The 16,941-nt window shown below is 50.6% G+C and carries 13 protein-coding genes and 1 other annotated feature; of the genes, 11 read left to right on the forward strand and 2 right to left on the reverse strand.

The features are described 5' to 3' along the window. The first annotated feature begins 159 nt into the window (after positions 1–159). The gene (locus tag SNR34_RS04255) at positions 160–3,531 is read left to right on the forward strand and encodes a HEAT repeat domain-containing protein (RefSeq protein WP_486181214.1); all 3,372 of its coding nucleotides are present in this window, start codon (positions 160–162) and stop codon (positions 3,529–3,531) included. Between the two features lie 94 nt (positions 3,532–3,625). Next, positions 3,626–4,435, forward strand: a complete 810-nt coding sequence (locus SNR34_RS04260) for an AAA family ATPase (RefSeq protein ID WP_486181215.1) — start codon at positions 3,626–3,628, stop codon at positions 4,433–4,435. Between the two features lie 198 nt (positions 4,436–4,633). On the opposite strand, the gene SNR34_RS04265 is transcribed toward SNR34_RS04260, so the two are convergent. After that, positions 4,634–5,179 (reverse strand): NAD(P)H-dependent oxidoreductase, encoded by a 546-nt coding sequence (locus SNR34_RS04265; RefSeq protein ID WP_236420652.1) that lies wholly within the window; start codon positions 5,177–5,179, stop codon positions 4,634–4,636. A 224-nt stretch (positions 5,180–5,403) separates the two neighbouring features. Here SNR34_RS04265 and SNR34_RS04270 point away from each other — a divergent pair, with 224 nt between their 5' ends. Together SNR34_RS04270 and SNR34_RS04275 are read left to right on the forward strand one after the other, a co-directional pair. After that, the gene (locus tag SNR34_RS04270) at positions 5,404–5,805 is read left to right on the forward strand and encodes a winged helix-turn-helix transcriptional regulator (protein WP_339276101.1); all 402 of its coding nucleotides are present in this window, start codon (positions 5,404–5,406) and stop codon (positions 5,803–5,805) included. Between the two features lie 258 nt (positions 5,806–6,063). Next, a complete protein-coding gene (locus tag SNR34_RS04275; RefSeq protein ID WP_486181216.1) occupies positions 6,064–7,242 on the forward strand; it encodes a DUF4317 domain-containing protein in 1,179 nt (392 codons plus the stop codon). Between the two features lie 59 nt (positions 7,243–7,301). Here the strand turns inward: SNR34_RS04275 and SNR34_RS04280 are convergent, their stop codons facing one another. Further along, complete coding sequence (locus SNR34_RS04280; protein WP_486181217.1) at positions 7,302–9,107, reverse strand: flagellin; 1,806 nt, start codon at positions 9,105–9,107, stop codon at positions 7,302–7,304. Between the two features lie 358 nt (positions 9,108–9,465). Here SNR34_RS04280 and SNR34_RS04285 point away from each other — a divergent pair, with 358 nt between their 5' ends. From SNR34_RS04285 to SNR34_RS04315, 7 genes are all read left to right on the forward strand, one after another. Then, positions 9,466–10,170 carry an ABC transporter ATP-binding protein gene (locus SNR34_RS04285; RefSeq protein ID WP_486181218.1) on the forward strand — a complete coding sequence of 235 codons (705 nt, stop codon included), beginning with the start codon at positions 9,466–9,468 and terminating at the stop codon, positions 10,168–10,170. A 5-nt stretch (positions 10,171–10,175) separates the two neighbouring features. Beyond that, on the forward strand, positions 10,176–12,509 hold the full coding sequence (locus tag SNR34_RS04290) for an ABC transporter permease (protein WP_486182395.1): 2,334 nt from the start codon (positions 10,176–10,178) through the stop codon (positions 12,507–12,509). A gap of 112 nt (positions 12,510–12,621) precedes the next feature. Continuing rightward, entirely contained in the window at positions 12,622–13,329 is a 708-nt protein-coding gene (locus SNR34_RS04295) for a DNA alkylation repair protein (RefSeq protein ID WP_339276108.1), read from the forward strand. Positions 13,330–13,428: 99 nt separating this feature from the next. Continuing rightward, complete coding sequence (locus SNR34_RS04300) at positions 13,429–14,310, forward strand: aminoglycoside 6-adenylyltransferase (RefSeq protein ID WP_236420658.1); 882 nt, start codon at positions 13,429–13,431, stop codon at positions 14,308–14,310. A gap of 60 nt (positions 14,311–14,370) precedes the next feature. Then, positions 14,371–14,619: a binding site (T-box leader), on the forward strand. A gap of 52 nt (positions 14,620–14,671) precedes the next feature. After that, positions 14,672–15,478, forward strand: a complete 807-nt coding sequence (locus tag SNR34_RS04305) for a class I SAM-dependent methyltransferase (RefSeq protein ID WP_486181219.1) — start codon at positions 14,672–14,674, stop codon at positions 15,476–15,478. Between the two features lie 45 nt (positions 15,479–15,523). After that, positions 15,524–15,967, forward strand: coding sequence for a GNAT family N-acetyltransferase (locus SNR34_RS04310; RefSeq protein ID WP_343262182.1), 444 nt, complete (start codon positions 15,524–15,526; stop codon positions 15,965–15,967). Between the two features lie 40 nt (positions 15,968–16,007). Then, positions 16,008–16,862, forward strand: coding sequence for a GNAT family N-acetyltransferase (locus tag SNR34_RS04315; protein ID WP_486181220.1), 855 nt, complete (start codon positions 16,008–16,010; stop codon positions 16,860–16,862). Positions 16,863–16,941 lie beyond the last annotated feature (79 nt).

The raw sequence follows: 16,941 nt of genomic DNA on the forward strand, positions 1-16,941 counted from the left end.
AGAGTCTAATCCACGGCATAAGCCTTCGCGAAACAAGGCCTTCAAACAGGAGAAGCCCGCGCTTGCGCAGAAGTTATAACCTTTCGAGCTTCTGTGCGAAATGATTGCACGGATGCTTTCATCCGGTTACAAGACATAGAAGGGAGAGATACACCCATCATGAGATTGAACCATAATCCGTTAGACAAAGAGCAAGTACTCAAAGAATTGGATTCACTCGGTTACTCGGAAAGAATGAAGCACATTGCGCTTTTGGGGCGTCAGCATCAAGACGAGGCGGCGTATTCTGCGCTGCTCATCGCTTTACTGGAAAGCGGCACCGCCTATGAGGCGCATCTGGCTTTAAGCGGTGCCAGCGTAGTGAAGGATACCCAAGCTGTTTTGCTTGCCCTTGAGCATCCAAAAGCAGGCGTTAGAGGACGGGCGGCCGGGCTGCTGCCCGAAGTCGTTACAGATTCCAATTATTCGATCGAAGCCGCAATTGTTGCGCTGTCGTACCATGGCCGCCGTCAACTGCTGCGGAGCATCGTGAATACATATCGTCAGGATTGGGCGGAACGACTGCTGCCGCTCGTGCTTGCCCGGTGGGGCGCACAAGAAGCTTCGTTGATCTTGTCTGTATGCAGCGAGGAGACGGTTCGCAGCCGGCTTCCGGAGCTTGGGTATGCGCTGCGAAATTGGCGGATCTTAACGAAGCGTTATCCCGAACTGGTTGCGGATTATTTGGAGAAATCTTTGCAGAACGCCACGCATCAAGAAAAGGCATATATATGGTGGAGACTTTCTTCCGCGATCGAAGTGTTAAGCGTCTCAAGACCAGCGGTCGTTCTGGAATGTGCGTTGAAGCATGGACCAACGGATACGATTCACCCCGTGCTCAAGCGGCAATTGGGCATTCTGATCCAGGCAAGTCCCGAAGGCGTATTCGAGCTGCTGACCCGGGAGGAGGCACGAGGGTATCTTCTGAATCACGGCGTGCCCGCAGGCGTCCTGAAAAAGAAAAAATGGTTCACCGCAGCACAATGGACAACGCTGACAGTATTGCTCGCCGATCAACCCCTGCATGTCGCCAAGGTGCTGGATGCACTTGCTCCGTCGTGCCGCGCGGCGATGTTTGATGCGGCATATCCGGAGAATGAGCGCAAGACGCGCGTTTTCCCAAAACAGTTATTGGACGTGCTGCCGCATCGACTGCGCGATAAAGAAGCCGCCCGCATGCTGGAACTGCGCGATATTCGGGATGATCGGGACAACATGCTCGAAATGACGGCGCGCCGATTAATTGCTCATTCTAGGGAGAAGCTGGAGCAAGCCGTGCAGGTGTCCAATGCGGATGAGCGTGCTGCGGCCTACGGGCATCTCATTCGAAGCACCGCTTTATCAAGGCGCGGGATGGATGAAACGCTGCGTTTCCTGACCCGGGTCAAAAACGACCAAGACCCGGTACGCTTTGTGGTGATGGTCGAACTGTCCAACTGCCCCGCAACCATGTTTGCGGAAGAGCATATCGACGACCTGACTTTGCTGGTAGATAGCGTGATCGAGGCCAGAGATACGTCATATGGGACCAGGTCCGCCACGGAGAAGCTGGCTTTTGCTATATTGCGAGAACATGCATTGGAGCCGGAGAGCGAACTGTTCAAGTTCGCCTTGAGAACGTTTGGAAGACTGGCTATGCGGGACGGGCAGTTTGCGCCCTTCTCCATGGACTGGGACAGCATGCCAAGCCGTGCACTGGAAACGTTGTTCGAGACGATTTATGCCTTTGGCGTGGAAGCCAACAAGCGTGAAAACGATAATGTGGTCCTGCGGATGGCTGGTTCGTTCGGCAAAGCGGTGGAGCGATTGCCCAAGCTTCAGCTTTTGCTGGAGGAACTGGTGCATGCCAAAACGGTGTCGACTCAGGCAGTCCGCTATTGGCTGCTTCCGTATAAAACGCGGGATGAGAGGGTCAGAGAACTGCTGGACAGAGATCCATCCTTTATCTCGTTCCACGACGTATTTATGCATCTGCACCTGAAGCGCCAGGAATGGCTCGACCCCTTCATCTCGGGGAAAGTGATCAAAGGCAAACACTTGTCGGGTAAAACGATTTATGTTGTGCCTGCCCATAACGGGTTTCATCGGTGGCTGCCGCGCCAGCAAAAGGCGCTCGCATCCCTGCTGGAGCGGGTGGCACTGGATGGCAAACGGAGTTTCCATGAACGTGCATCCGCGATGCGCAGCTTGGCAAGCATGCCCGATTATTGCTCCGATCAACTGGAAGTCCTGTTGCAGGACGAGGAAGTGCATGTTGTAGAAGCAGCGCTTTATGCCTATTCGTTGTGGGAAGAGCCGGAGCAGGCACTGCCTGTGTTGTTGGACAACCTGGACGGAGACCGTGCTCGTGTCGCCATGTATTCGATCCCTAGATGCATGCGCAGGGTGAGCCCGGTGTTGTTGACGTCGCTGCTTTCGGACCTGCTGAATCGGGAGAAATTGAAAATTACGGTCAGAAAAGAGGCCATCCGGCTGCTCGGTGCTTATAAAAGCAGTGAGAGCATGACGCTTCTCATTCGCGAATACGAGAAACCGAATGTACACAAAGATGTAGTCATCGCCATAGGCCATGCCGCAAGACAATGTCTGGACGATGAACGCAGCTGGACCATGCTGGGCACCATGGCTTCTTCCCCGCAGCGGGACATCGCACGAAGTCTGCTGAACCAGCATTCAGGGGAGCTTCCCGAGAAGGATCGACCAAGGTATTTGCAGTTGATTACCGAAATCGCAGACCATGACGATGCCGTTGTGGCAAAAGCCGCTTTCCAAACGATGAGCCTTTGGGTAAACGGAAACGAAGAGACGATCGCGGCCTCCGCGGGCAAGGCGATCATTGATTTGGAGGACAATGCCAGGTGGAAAACCGCGCTGGATACCCTCATTGCGGCCTGCCGTGACGGAAAAGTGAATGATCAGGTCATCGACGTCGGCAGGCAGTTGGCCGACACGGAGACGAAGGCCGAATGGAACGCTGCCGCCGAGCGGGATGTTCCGGAGCGACAACGTTTGCTGGCATTGGTGGACAGGCTTGCCGCGCTGCCCCAAAATGCAAGGCGGGTGCTCATTCCTCTATATTTAGGCATGATCGATGTCCTCAAGTCCAAAGAAACGATGAAACCAGCCGTAATCAAGTTATATTTGGCGGTTGTCGAATGGAACCAGGCGGATAAAGCTGACGTACGGCTGGAACCGGTTATTCAAATGGCGGACGCCCACCCGCATTTGTTGGATTACGCCTACAGACAAATAACGCAGGCAGTAAATGCCAGCAAGGCGTATTGGAGACCGGAGGCGATTCTGGATCTCGTGGACAGATTGCGAGCACGGCAGTCATTTGCGGCTCAGTATATCGGGCTTTCTTTGCTGAAGGCTGCCGGAACGGCGCTATTGTGGGATGAGGCTTGTGCTGACCGTTTGAGAGCTTACCGGAATCATGAGCATGAGGCCATTCGTTTGTCGGCATTGGATATTTGGACTGTGCTTGAGTAGAATGAACGGTACTTGGGCGGAACGGTTACACCATAGAATAATGGCCAACACGAGTGCCAAACTCGCATGATTTTCCGAAAGGGGGAGCGAGACGATGCTGTATCTAGGGAGCTTCAAACTTTCCCCGTATATCTCCAGCAATCCCAATATCTATCCCGATCATGTGTTCAAGCACATTGCAGGGGAAGTTCTTTTGTTTGACCGGATTACCGTATTATATGGCAGCAACGGCTCCGGCAAATCAAGTTTGCTGAATTTAATCGCTAATAAATTGGAAATTACGGGCTCTGAGCGAATGACCAGTTACGGCCACAATATTTATGCCCAGCGCTTTATTGAGGAAAGCAGCTACGAACTCGGGCATGATGATCAGGAGCGTCGCATATACAAGCTTCCCGATGGGAGCCGGTACATCAAGTCAGAGGATATATTGTATGAAATCAAGAAAATACAGCAGTCCAGCGTGCTGCGCGAGGGATTGTTATATGAGCAGGCCGTACAGGGGAAGAGCAGGGAAGAGGTAGAGAAACTGGAGCAGTCGTATGAATTCAAAAAGCAAATGGCCAACATTCAATTCGCGCAGGAGAAATATTCGAATGGGGAAACCTCGATGCAGTTTTTTGAGGAATATTTGCTTCCCGGGCAGCTGTATTTGTTGGACGAACCGGAAACGTCGCTTTCTCCGGCGAACCAAATCAAGCTGGCAGAGCAGATGAACGATCTGGCGCGGTATTTCGATTGCCAATTTGTCATTGCTTCGCATTCTCCCTTTGTTCTCGGAACGCTTCATGCAAAGATCTACAATCTCGATGCCAAGGTTTTGCAGACGGCAGAATGGTACGAACTGGACAATGTACGATTTTTTTATCAATTCTTTCATCAGCATCAGCGATTGTTCGAATGAAAAGGACCCGGTACACATGGTCGGCGGGTTCCTCGCATAACGGTGTTTGAAACGGTAAGCGGCGCCGAAACAGAGCAACATGAATATGGAGTTGCGGAGCATTTCCGTACCTCCATGTTTCATTCGCAATCATGGCTTTCCTGCAAATCTTAAATCAGATGAGCAGGAGCTTTTTTTATCACAAATATCGAAAATGAATCAAGAAACGCTATATTGCTGGTCTTTCAAAATATGCTGGACATACTGTTCGGCGCTTTGGTCGATGTGCTCATCGCTGGCCTGAAACGAAGACCCAAAGACGGCGAAATAGGGGAGCACCGACGCGCCCACATGTTTTGCGCTGGCTTTGAACGGAGCGATCACTTCATCCACGGTAAACGAAACCGAGCCCTCTGGCCGGTAATTTTCCTCTTTGTCGCCGATGGACAGGGCAAGCCCGAACCGTTTTCCTTGGAGCTTGTCGCCTTTCGATCCGTAAGCCCAGCCGTGCGCGAACACATCGTCGAACCATTTTTTCAATAACGGGGGATAACTGTACCAATAGACTGGGAATTGAAAGACCACATGGTCGTACCCTTCCAGCAGCTCTTGTTCTTTCGGAACGTCAACGTTCCAGTCGGGGTATGCTTTGTAAATTTCATGTATGGCAATATCGTCCGAATACTTCAGCAGCTCTTCTTTCCAGCGCCGATTGACCCTCGAAGCCTCTATATTCGGATGTGCCAAAATCACCAGTGTTTTCATCGTTCAAATCCTTTCACAGGCCAAAATTCAAATGTGTATTTGGATGTGCCTTGCCTCGTTTATTTGGAATAACCCCATTATGTTGCAGGTCCGTAGAAAAGAAAATACACACAATGAAGTAAGGTAGTTACCTCAAGGTATGTACTCGACTAGGGTGGTCAAATATGCAACAATAGAGGATCAGGCCCATGCGGTTAAGACCAGAATGAACGAGGTGTCCGTGCATGAAGCAATATCATTTAGGCATCGAGGCCACGCTGGAAATCATCGGGGGAAAGTGGAAGGCGCTGATCATCTGTTTGCTGATGTCCGGCGTCAAAAGAACGAGCGAACTGCAGCGGGGCATTCCGGGCATTTCGCAAAAGGTATTGATCCAGCAGCTGCGCGAGCTTGAACAGGACGGCATCGTCCAGCGCTACGTGTACCAACAGATGCCGCCCAAAGTCGAATATCGTCTCACGGAATACGGCGTGACCGCCAATCAGATCGTCGAAGTGATGTGTTCCTGGGGCAGGGAGAACATCCATATCCGGCAGCAGCGGGGCGAGCAGATCGTTTTGCTGGAGGATCAGGAGCAGAAGAATGGAGAGCCCGGACGCAGCGTTGTCAAGCCGCAAGATCGTTAACAAATTTTCGCTCAATAATTTATACTATATGAGTTGGACCAGACATTTACACGATAACGAAGAGGGCAGAAAGAATCTGGAGAAGCGAAGCGTTCGCATTTATCATCAGATTTTCCCCTTGAACAAAGGGGATCAAAAAAATCTGGGGATAACAGCGATCGGAAGATGGTTCTGACCACGTAGTGGCTCCGTGTAAAAATCATTCGTTCAACTTATATCGATAAGCAAGAATATTTCTAAGGAGCTGCCGAACCTCATATGAACAAAAAAGAAATCGCGCATATTCGCAAGCAATTTAAGCTGGATCACGATTTACTGAATATTTACGATATTCTCAATGTCTATATTACGAAGGAAACCAATGAAATCTATCACTGGGAGCGCCTGCCGTTCGAGCTGGTAGATCGGGAGAAGCAAGAGCTGTACATGGGCAATTTCAAAAAACTGCTGACCGGCGAACTGGATCAGAAGTTGTTCGAGTTGAAGTTTCAGGAAGATGCGGAAGAACCGGCGCAAGTATTGCTCCACCAGGCACTCGTGACCGGCGATCCCGAGGAATGGCAGGACTTGATGCTGATGCTCGTGGAGAGAATGTTGGCGGATGCCAAGTATGAGCGGGATATGGTGGTCACGTTCGTGAAGGGACAATACTATTTGCCGACCAAGGCCAGAAACGAGGCAACAGAAGAGAGCGAAAAGAACGAGGTTTTTGCCCATCCATTCATTCTGTCCAGCGTAAATTCGACGGAAAAACAAAAGAAGACGCTCTTGTTCGATTATGTGGAGCGGGAGTTCAGATATAATGTCATCGTGGATCCGATTATCAAATTAAGCACGCCGGAACAGGGTTTCCTATACCCTAGCGTGACGGACAACTATTCCGACGTGAATCGGATTTTGTATTGTACGGGCAAATCGAATTTCCCGGACCCGCACTTTGTCGAACAGGTCTTGAATGGAGAGAGGTCCGTGACGGCCCTGGAAGAACGGGCGATCTTCGAAGATATCGTCAAGGAAGTGGCCGGCGAAGAACTCGACGCAGCGACCATTGCACAGGTGTACGAGGAGATCAACCGAGTCATCGAGATCAATGAAGAGGCGCATGAGGAAGAACCTGCAAAGCTGGATTTTAAAGACGTGGAGCGCGTACTGACCGCAAGCGGCGTAGAAGATGTAACGAGCGAAAAGGTGGAGCGTGCCTTCGAAACGATCGTGGACGACAGAAACTACGAAATGAAAGCGACCAGCGTCATGCCTAAGTTTACTTCCAAATCCATTAAAATCGAAACCAAGGTAGCCACGATCTCGGTGAGCCCGCAGGATTTAAGGTATGTGAAACAGGTGAATTTTCAAGGGAAACGCTGCATCATGATTGAAGTCGACGAAGATGTCGCAATCGAAGGGTTTACGCTAGCTTCGGAGACGCTTTTAAGTTAATGGATAGACAAACCCCCCTTCCAACCATGTGGAAGGGGGATTTGTGCATAGATGATCCGTTATTTTAATAACTGCAGCATGGTTTGGGGATTCTGATTGGCTTGCGCCAACATCGCTTGGGCGGCTTGAGTTAAAATATTGGATTTGGTCATACCCAACAATTCTTTGCCTATATCGGCATCGCGAATACGTGACTCCGCCGAGATCAAATTGGTGGTGGAAATGTTCGTATTGTTTAATGTATGTTCCAACCGGTTTTGTAGAGCCCCGTATACGCCGCGATAACTCGTCACTTTCTCCAGAGCACGGTCGGTTTGGACCAAAGCTTGATCAGGATCTGACGGTGGTAACAGTCCTATATCGGTGAGCCCCAAGCCTTCGGCATCTACATTGAAGAGAGGGATGTTTACGGATTCACCTTCGTTGGCTCCCGTTTGAATGTCAATCTTGGGCGGTATATAGTCGATATCCGTAATATCCGTAACTACGGTTCTTTCGATATGTTGGGTTACTTCCGTTTCACGGGTGAATTCGAACACATCCATGTTTAAGGAAAAAGGTCCGTATGAGAAACCCAAAGTGATGCTTGAACCGCCAGGGATCGTCAGATCCCAGTCAAAATGAACCTGAGGCTCTCCCCCCGCCGGATTATTTACCGTCAGCCCCGTCGGGGAGGTAAAACCAAGTGAATCGTCAAACGTGATGGATGCGTTGGCATCCGTTCCCGTCATAGTAAGCGTGTTACCGGACGGGGGAGTGATCACACTCGTGCCGGCCAGAAACGGATTTCCGTTTGCATCATAGACAACAGAATCCACCGGAGGATTCATTGCGTTGCTCAGTTTAAAACTGGAGTCCGATGGATCGCCATTATTAATGACATATTTAATTTCCATGGAGTTATCGGGCAAAACGGTTCGGAATCTCGTTATGGATAGATTGGTCCCGGGAAACGACATATAGTCCCAAGCCGGAACAGTTCCGGGGTTACTGCGTGAGGTATATTCCAGGGCTCTTGTGCTGCCGTTGACTTCAACGTTTTCGAATAATGAACCATATACATCGGCAAAGCCTTCCGGACCGAAGCTGGTTTGGTTCGTGCCAACGGAATGCCAATAACTGGGTTCCGAATATTTAGGGTCATTGGACAGCATCAGGCTTTCATGGATCGTCGTTGTTGTATCTGTGACAGTGGTTGTGTTGGTGTCGACCGTATATTCGTTATACCCCTGTCTTGAATCCGGTGAAACGATCGGCGTAATGGTGCTGGTATTGGAATGTGTGCTGCTTGTTGTGGATGTCTGCGTACTGCTTACCAGATGCCTTGGTTCTTCGGCCTCCCCCGGTCGTTTGTATACTACGGACTTATGTATTGTTGTTGTTGGAGGCGGATCGCTGACGGTATGGACGGTATTGCTGCTGGAACGATCGGCAAGTATTTCGTAATCGTCTCTCGCCAATAAGTTGATGGTATTAAACTCTGTGTTTGTCGAAATGCTGTCGATTTGATTCGTAAGCTGACGTAATTCCTGGTCAATCATTAGCCGATCCTGATCGGTGTATGTATCGTTTAAGCCCTGTATGATCAGTTCTCTCTGCCTTTGCAAAATGCTGGTGATTTCATCGAGCCCCCCCTCGGCAGTCTGGATGAGTGAAGTACCGTCCTGGATGTTTCTGGACGCTTGGTCCAAGCCTCTGATCTGTGCCCGCATCTTTTCGGATATCGCCAATCCTGCCGCGTCGTCGGCCGCTTTATTGATCCGCAATCCCGAGGATAATTTCTCCATTCGACTCGAACCGACCTTCGAGCTTTCCTGCAATCTTCTTAGCGTATTTGAAGCTGCTAGATTATGTGAGATGATCATTTTTTTATACCTCGTTTTGAAATGGATATTCGAGATCTATTTTACCATAGAGCCATAAAATACGTCTAATGATTCATGAAGATGAATGCCCGCAATCCCTTGGTGGATGGCGGTCTTTTTGCGTCCTACATAAACTTCAAAAATGTTCACACGTTAATGGAGAGGCAGGACCAATCGGAAGAGGGTGCTGTACTCGCAGTGCCCTAGTGTGATTGATAAGTGGGATTTCAAATGAAATCCTTCTTGGGGCTGATGGAGGAATACATCGCTTGCCGGGTGTCTCATTTACCGTAGAGTGTAACATGGAGATAAAGCACATCGAGGCCGACAGAAAATTCAATGCGAGGAGAGGGATGCAGTGAAAACGTTCATCGAATTCAAGAAGGTGAGCAAGGAATACCACATCGGGGAAGTGCAGATCAGAGCTCTGGACGGGGCGGAATTTTCCATCGAGGAGGGAGAGTTCGTCATTATTTTGGGCGCAAGCGGTGCCGGTAAAAGCACGATTCTGAATATACTCGGCGGCATGGATACGGCTACCTCGGGTCATGTGATCGTTGGCGATCAGGATCTCACCCAATCCAGCGAGAGAGCATTAACGGCCTATCGGGGCCAAAAAGTCGGCTTTGTATTTCAGTTCTACAACTTGATCCCGAACCTGAATGCGCTGGAAAATGTTGAGTTTGCCACTGAAGTAGGCAGCAACGGGCTGAATGCCGCCGATCTTTTACAACAAGTCGGATTGAAGCATCGCATGAATAACTTTCCCTCCCAGCTCTCCGGAGGAGAACAGCAGCGCGTCGCGATCGCCAGAGCTGTTGCGAAAAATCCGCTGCTCCTGCTCTGCGACGAACCAACCGGCGCCCTGGATTACGTAACAGGCAAATCGGTCCTCAAGCTTCTTCAAGACGTGAACAGGAATATGAAAAAATGCGTCGTTCTGGTCACTCATAATTCCGCAATCGCTCCGATGGCGGACAAAATCATCCGGGTCAAGAGCGGGAAAATCGAAAGCGTAACGATGAACGGCAATAAACAAAGCGTTGAAAGCATCGAATGGTGATGATGATGACGAAATTAGCCGTGAAGCTGCTCAGGGACGTTAAACAATCATTCGTTCAATGTACCGCTTTGGCGTTGGTGGTCGCGGTGGGGGCGTTTTTCTATGCGGGGTTAAACAGCTACAGCACAGAGCAGCGTGCTTATATCGAAGCTTATTTCACGCAGCATAATCGAAGTGATTTGAACGTGGTTTACGATCATATTTCCAAAGAAGACGCCGCTCGGCTAAACCAATTGGAAGGCATCGAGCGTATCGAAGCGCGGTACACTACGGACGCGACGCAGCATGTCGAAGGGGATAAAACTTCGTTGAAGATCCATTCGATTCCCGCGGACAACCGGATCAATACCCCTAAGATCATCGAGGGGCGCATCCCCCAACAGAAAAACGAGATCATCGTGGATGCCCGCTATGCCCAAGCGTATCATTATCAGGTCGGCGAGACGATTCATTTGGTGGCGAACGAAAGAGAGCTTGCGTTTACGATCAGCGGTTTGGTCGAAAATGTGGAATATGTGAAAAAAAATGCGACGCAAGACCATACCGCCTACGGATTTGCTTATATTCCAGAAGAAGCGATCGCCGAGGCTTCGGGTACAGGCCGCCTGTATTATAACGAATTGCTCGTTGATGCCAGCGAAGGCTATGACGTGGATCAGTTGGGCCAGGTCATCGAAGGACAATCCCAAAATCTTTCCTACTTGGACCAATTAAGCAAAGAGCGATCATTCGGTTACGCTCAGATTCATCAAACGATTTACAACAATGGCATGATGAGCAAGGTGATCCCTTTAGTCCTCTTTTTGATCTCAGCCATCATTCTGTTTCTTACGATGTCCAGGACGATCGATTCGCAGCGGCATCAAATCGGGATTATGAAAGCCTTGGGGGTCAAGGACAGAAACATCATGCTTCACTACATGGGATACCCCGTGCTCATAAGCATTGCAGGTTCGGTCATGGGGTGTGTCATCGCCGCTGCGGTGTTCATTCCATTGGTAACGGCGTCCAGTGCAAGGTCTTATGCATTGCCTGGCATCTCCTATTCACTTTCATTCTTCTCGCTTATACCGCCCATGCTGATCTCCGCTTTGTTCGGGCTCCTGTCCGTGTACTTCAGCGGTAGAAGCATCCTGAGAGAGCGTGCAGCCCAAGCGATGCGTCCCAAACCGCCAAGAACGATGAAAAAGCTGTTTATCGAACGTTTTCCGGGGTTGTGGCGCCGGACGTCCTACAGCCATAAGCTCATTTTGAGAAATTTGTTTTTAAATAAACGAAAAGCGCTGGCCAGCTCCATCGGCATCGTTGCAAGCACCGTGCTGTTAATCACTGCCTTAGGGACGCAGGCTGCCTTGCAAAAAATAGCCGACCAAATCGAAAAGGTACACACCTATGACTTCAAGGTCGATTATAAGGCGGATTCGTCTGCGGATACGGTGCAGCTGCCCTCCGGCATCAAACACCATTATTTTTTGTCCGCCCTGCCTGTTGAATTGGTAAAAGGGAATGAGAAGGAAAATGCCACGTTGATGGCAACGGAGAAAGAGAACTCTCTCATTCATTTCTATGATGAACACGGCAATGAAATTTTTCTGGAGGATCACGGGGCGCTTGTGCCTAAATCCTATGCAGATCGTTATAACATTACAGAAGGAGACACCATCCAGCTCAAGCTCACAGAACCGAAGTATCGGAACCAGACCGTGGATATGCAGGTTCTAAAGATTTCAGACCAATATAACAACCCATCCTTTTACGTCACGCCAGCGTATTTGGACAGTTTGAACATCAGCTACAGCCCGACCTCGCTTTTGGTTCAAAGCGATCATGTTTCGAATCTTGCCGGCATCCGCAGCTTCTTTGAACAGAATCAGCAGGTGGAGAGCATTGCGGACAAGACGGATTTAAAGGCATCGGCGGAATATATCATCAAACAAAACCGCTTTATGTTCATCATGTTTATCATCAGTGCCGTTCTGCTCTCCTTCGGCGCCGTATACACGATATCTTCCATCAACATTTACGAGCGGAAACGCGAGCTTGCCACGCTGAAGGTATTGGGTTACCCCAAACACAAAATAAACAGGCTTATCTTTGCGGAGAACGGGATATTAACCGCCTTTGCGGTCATTGCCGCCATGCCTGTGGGCATTTATTTTTATGCCATCGTGGTAAAGGCGCTGTCGAGCACCCATCAACAAATTCCGGATCAGTTGAGCCCTTCCGTCATACTGGTTTCCGCCCTCTTTGCCTTTTTGTTAACCGCGTTATGCAGCTTGTTGCTCAGGGTAAAAGTGACGAAAATCAATATGATTGAATCGTTGAAAAGTATCGAATAGAATGGTGAAAAGAAGAGCATACAAGGTCTGGACCAAGCAGCTGCATGTGGAAACAGGGAAGTGCGGCTGCTTGATTCGTTTTTTAACTATATCAATCAAGGAGCGTGGCTGCATGAATTTGGAAGAAGTGATGCAGGAACTTGAGGCGCTGGGAAAGGAACGCACGAAAAAAATATATATGTCGAACGGTGCGCACGAACCGCTTTTTGGCGTAGCAACCGGAGCGATGAAACCGATTGCCCGCAAAATCAAAAAGGACCAGGCATTAGCCGAGCAGTTATACGCCACAGGGAACTATGACGCAATGTATTTTGCGGGCGTCATTGCCGATCCCCAAGCGATGACGGAGGCGGATTTCGACCGCTGGATCGCGGACGCTTATTTTTATATGATCTCCGATTACATCGTGGCCGTGACGCTGTCCGAGACGGATATTGCGCAGGAAGTGGCGGACAAATGGATTGCCAGCGGCGAAGAGCTGAAAATGTCGGCAGGCTGGAGTTGTTACTGCTGGCTGCTCGGCAACCGCCCGGACAGCGAATTTTCGGAAAGCAAGCTGAGCGGGATGCTGGCCAATGTGCAGGAGACGATCCATCAATCTCCCGAACGAACCCGGTATGCGATGAACAATTTCGTATATACCGTGGCCGTTTCCTACGTTCCGCTGCATGAGAAGGCTGTGGAAACGGCGAAAGCCATCGGTCCGGTCGAAGTTCAAAAGGACAAGCCCAAGAGCAAGTTCCTGAATGCTTCCGAAAACATTCAAAAAGCGGTGGACAAAAATCAGCTTGGCTTCAAACGCAAATATGTAAGATGCTAAGCGCAAATGAGCGCATTGATCGTGAATGTAAATGAATGTGGATAAATACGCGCCGGGGGCGGTTCTGCCTCACCCCATTTCCGAAAGGAGGGATATCTCGTGAGAACGGAACAGGAGATGTTTGACTTGATTTTGGGCGTTGCCCGAAAGGATGAACGGATTCGTGCCGTGTACATGAACGGATCGCGTACGAATGCGAACGTGCCGAAAGATATATTCCAGGATTACGACATCGTGTACGTCGTCACGGAAACGTCTTCTTTTATACAGGATGTCACGTGGGTCGACGTATTCGGTGACCGTATCATGATGCAGGAGCCTGACAAAAACGACCTGTCGATCGGCATGGACCTGGATGTTCAACGTTCATACGGATATTTGATGTTGTTTGCGGACGGCAACCGGATCGACCTTCACATCGAAACGAAAGAAGCGATGCTTGACCGATACGGCAGCGACAAGCTGACCGTCCCGCTGCTGGACAAGGATGGCTGCCTGCCGGCCATTCCTGCTCCGACGGATCAGGACTATCATGTAAAGAAGCCTACGGAGGCGTTGTATCTGGGCTGCTGCAATGATTTCTGGTGGTGTCTGCAAAATGTGGCCAAAGGCATCTGGCGTGATGAATTGCCCTATGCGAAACAAATGTTCGAAACCGTCATCAGACCACGCTTGGATCAAATGGTGTCTTGGTGGGTGGGCACGAAACAGGATTTCCAGGTCTCCGTCGGCAAAATGGGGAAATACACGAAAACGTATTTGCCGGCATCGTATTGGCAGATGTACGAGCAGACGTATTCAAACAGCGACGATGAGAAGATGTGGGGGTCCGTCTCTGCGGCATGCGCATTGTTCAGGCTGCTTGCGAGAGAAGTGGCCGGGCATTTGGGCTACGTCTACAACGAAGCGGATGATATCCATATGAGCAAGTACCTGGAGCATGTAAGAAATTTACCGCGGGATGCGAAAGGGATCTATTGAAAGAAGTTAGGATTGACAGTCATAATATGGCAATTGTATACTTGCGTAAATTTCACATCGCAAAACGCTTGGATCGGGAATAGTACGGAAACATGCCGTTCAGAGAGCTGCCGCATCGGTGCGAGGCAGTCGGGGGGTTCCGGAAGCTCGCCCGGGAGCGGTAAGGCTGACCTCCGCAGGAGCAGGTCTTAACGGCTGCCGCCGTCATCGGCATGGAGATGATTCGCTGCTTTACGGTGACTCGAAGGTTCAGGAGAACGGCGAATCGAAGAAGAGTGGTAGCGCGAAGGGAAACCTGTCGCCTCTTTAAGAGGCGGCGGGTTTTTGTTTTTCCAACATTCCAAAAAGGCGGTAGGGGAGCATGAGCAATATTATCGATTATTATTCGCAATTTGACGAGTGGGGCAGGCTGGAGCGCGAGCCGCTGGAGTTTCGCATCAACTGGCATTACATAAGACAGTTCTTGCCCGGGTCGGGACGCGTTCTCGATAATGGCGCAGGGCCGGGAAAATATGCGATGGAGCTTGCCCGGCATGGCTGCCAAGTGACGCTCTGCGACTTGACGCCGCGGCTGGTGGAGATCGCGGAAGCGAAGGCCGACGAACTGGGGCTCCGCGAACGGTTCGATGGTTTCCTTGTCCGCAATGCCGTCAACCTTGAAGGGCTGCCGGATGAACGCTTTGATGCGTCGTTGATGATGGGGCCGCTGTACCATTTGCAACAGGAAGATGACCGTGCCCGGACCGTGCAGGAGTTGTACCGCGTCACCAAAAAAGAAGGCATCATATTTGCGGCGTTCCAGAGCACGATGCGCATGACGCTGAACGCGCTGCAGCAGCCGCAGCATTGGAAGCCGCTTGAACGGATGGAGCCCATCCGGGCGTTCCGCAGCTCAGGCGTTTTCGATCATGCCGATGAAGGGCGCTTCACCGGCGCTTATTATTTCGACGTGCATGAAATTCGGCCGTTCATGGAGAGCCATGGCTTCGAAACGCTGGAGCTGATCGGCTCATCCAGCATCGGCCATCTGCTGAGCCGGGAGCAGCAGCATTATTGGGAGGAACGGGGCGAATCCGCCGAGCTGCTGGAGCTGCTGGTCGAAGCGGCGAAAGATCCATCCATACTGGGCGTGTCCTCCCATTTGCTGTACATTGGTAGAAAGAAATGAGGATCGTTTGCTGATCTATATATCACCCAAAAAGGAGAATGAACGATGCATTACAAACAAGCGATGCCGCATGATTACGATTTGATTATGGAGCTGTGGAGCAAGTCGGTACAGGCAACGCATCCATTTGTACGTGCGGAAGACCTTCAGCAAATACACGGGGAAATCCCTGCATATCTCCCTCATCTTGATGTACGGCTATGGTATGCGGACAACGATGTTTGCATCGGGTTTTCCGGCGTACAGGGACATCATCTGGAGATGCTGTTTCTGGATCCGGAGTACACCGGCAGAGGGTATGGAACGCAGATCATGCGACATTTAGTCGGGGAATCCGGCGTGACGAGCGTCGATGTGAACAAAGACAATGGTCCTGCGATCGCGTTTTACAAGAAAAACGGATTTGCCGTGGTTGGCGAGGAGCCTACCGATGGAGAGGGACGCCCTTACCCCATATTGCATATGAAACGGATGACGGGCATGGAATAAGGCGGGACGCAATGGAAAGAAACCAGAGGAGAGTGGGAGCATGATTACGTACCGTTTTCTCGCAGGGACAAGCATTGAGGTTCTGCATGAGGCGTTTCTAAACGCTTTTGCCGATTATCAGGTGAACATGGACATGCCCTTGGGCAAATTCGGCGAGATGCTTCGCAGAAGAGGATACGAAGAAAATGTATCGATGGGAGCCTTCGCTGGCGAAACGTTGGTGGGGTTCGTGTTAAACGGGCTGCGGAACTGGCACGGGCAAACGACCGCCTACGATTTAGGCACCGGGGTACTGCCGGAATACCGCAGGCAAGGCTTGACCAACGAGATGCTGAAGCGGGTGAGCGCTAGGTTGAAGGCCGATTCCATAGGCGGTTACTTGCTGGAGGTGCTGACCACTAACTCGTCTGCAGTTGATTTGTATGTCAAGCAGGGTTTTGTCAAGACCAGAACGTTGAGTTGTTACCGTTTGGAGCGAAGCAGGTATATCGTACGAGCGACATGGGCGATCCGCGAGGTGGAGCCGTTTGATCCGGAGCGATTCGCGCCGTTTGCTGATTTTGATCCTTCCTGGCAAAATGCGTCTGCCTCCATTAACGCCGTCCCGGAAATTTTCCGTTATGCCGCGGCGATGGATGGGGATAAGGTCGTTGGTTACGGGGTCATCGATCCCCGGTCGGGAGATGTTCCCCAAATGGCGGTACATCCGGATTACCGGCGCCGGGGGATTGGCGCGAGCCTGCTGGATTGGCTGGTCCACATCGCGGAAGCGCCAAGGATCAGCGTGCTGAACATAGAGAAGGATTGCCGCTCCATGAACGTTTTTTTGAAGGCGGCGGGATTTGAGGTATTTGCGGAGCAGTACGAGATGCTGCGGACCGATCCGCAAAAATGAATCCAGGCTGATCAAGGATTGATCAATACGTTTTCAGCGGGCCGGAAAGATCAATGTCATTTATATGGAAGGCCATCAT

This window comes from Paenibacillus sp. XP01, from assembly GCF_057364885.1.

Bases quoted from the DNA above. Each gene is read 5' to 3' on its own strand.
- SNR34_RS04255 (WP_486181214.1), top strand. From the start codon at position 160: ATGAGATTGAACCATAATCCGTTAGACAAAGAGCAAGTACTCAAAGAA.
- SNR34_RS04260 (WP_486181215.1), top strand. From the start codon at position 3,626: ATGCTGTATCTAGGGAGCTTCAAACTTTCCCCGTATATCTCCAGCAAT.
- SNR34_RS04265 (WP_236420652.1), bottom strand. From the start codon at position 5,179: ATGAAAACACTGGTGATTTTGGCACATCCGAATATAGAGGCTTCGAGG.
- SNR34_RS04270 (WP_339276101.1), top strand. From the start codon at position 5,404: ATGAAGCAATATCATTTAGGCATCGAGGCCACGCTGGAAATCATCGGG.
- SNR34_RS04275 (WP_486181216.1), top strand. From the start codon at position 6,064: ATGAACAAAAAAGAAATCGCGCATATTCGCAAGCAATTTAAGCTGGAT.
- SNR34_RS04280 (WP_486181217.1), bottom strand. From the start codon at position 9,107: ATGATCATCTCACATAATCTAGCAGCTTCAAATACGCTAAGAAGATTG.
- SNR34_RS04290 (WP_486182395.1), top strand. From the start codon at position 10,176: ATGACGAAATTAGCCGTGAAGCTGCTCAGGGACGTTAAACAATCATTC.
- SNR34_RS04295 (WP_339276108.1), top strand. From the start codon at position 12,622: ATGAATTTGGAAGAAGTGATGCAGGAACTTGAGGCGCTGGGAAAGGAA.
- SNR34_RS04305 (WP_486181219.1), top strand. From the start codon at position 14,672: ATGAGCAATATTATCGATTATTATTCGCAATTTGACGAGTGGGGCAGG.
- SNR34_RS04310 (WP_343262182.1), top strand. From the start codon at position 15,524: ATGCATTACAAACAAGCGATGCCGCATGATTACGATTTGATTATGGAG.
- SNR34_RS04315 (WP_486181220.1), top strand. From the start codon at position 16,008: ATGATTACGTACCGTTTTCTCGCAGGGACAAGCATTGAGGTTCTGCAT.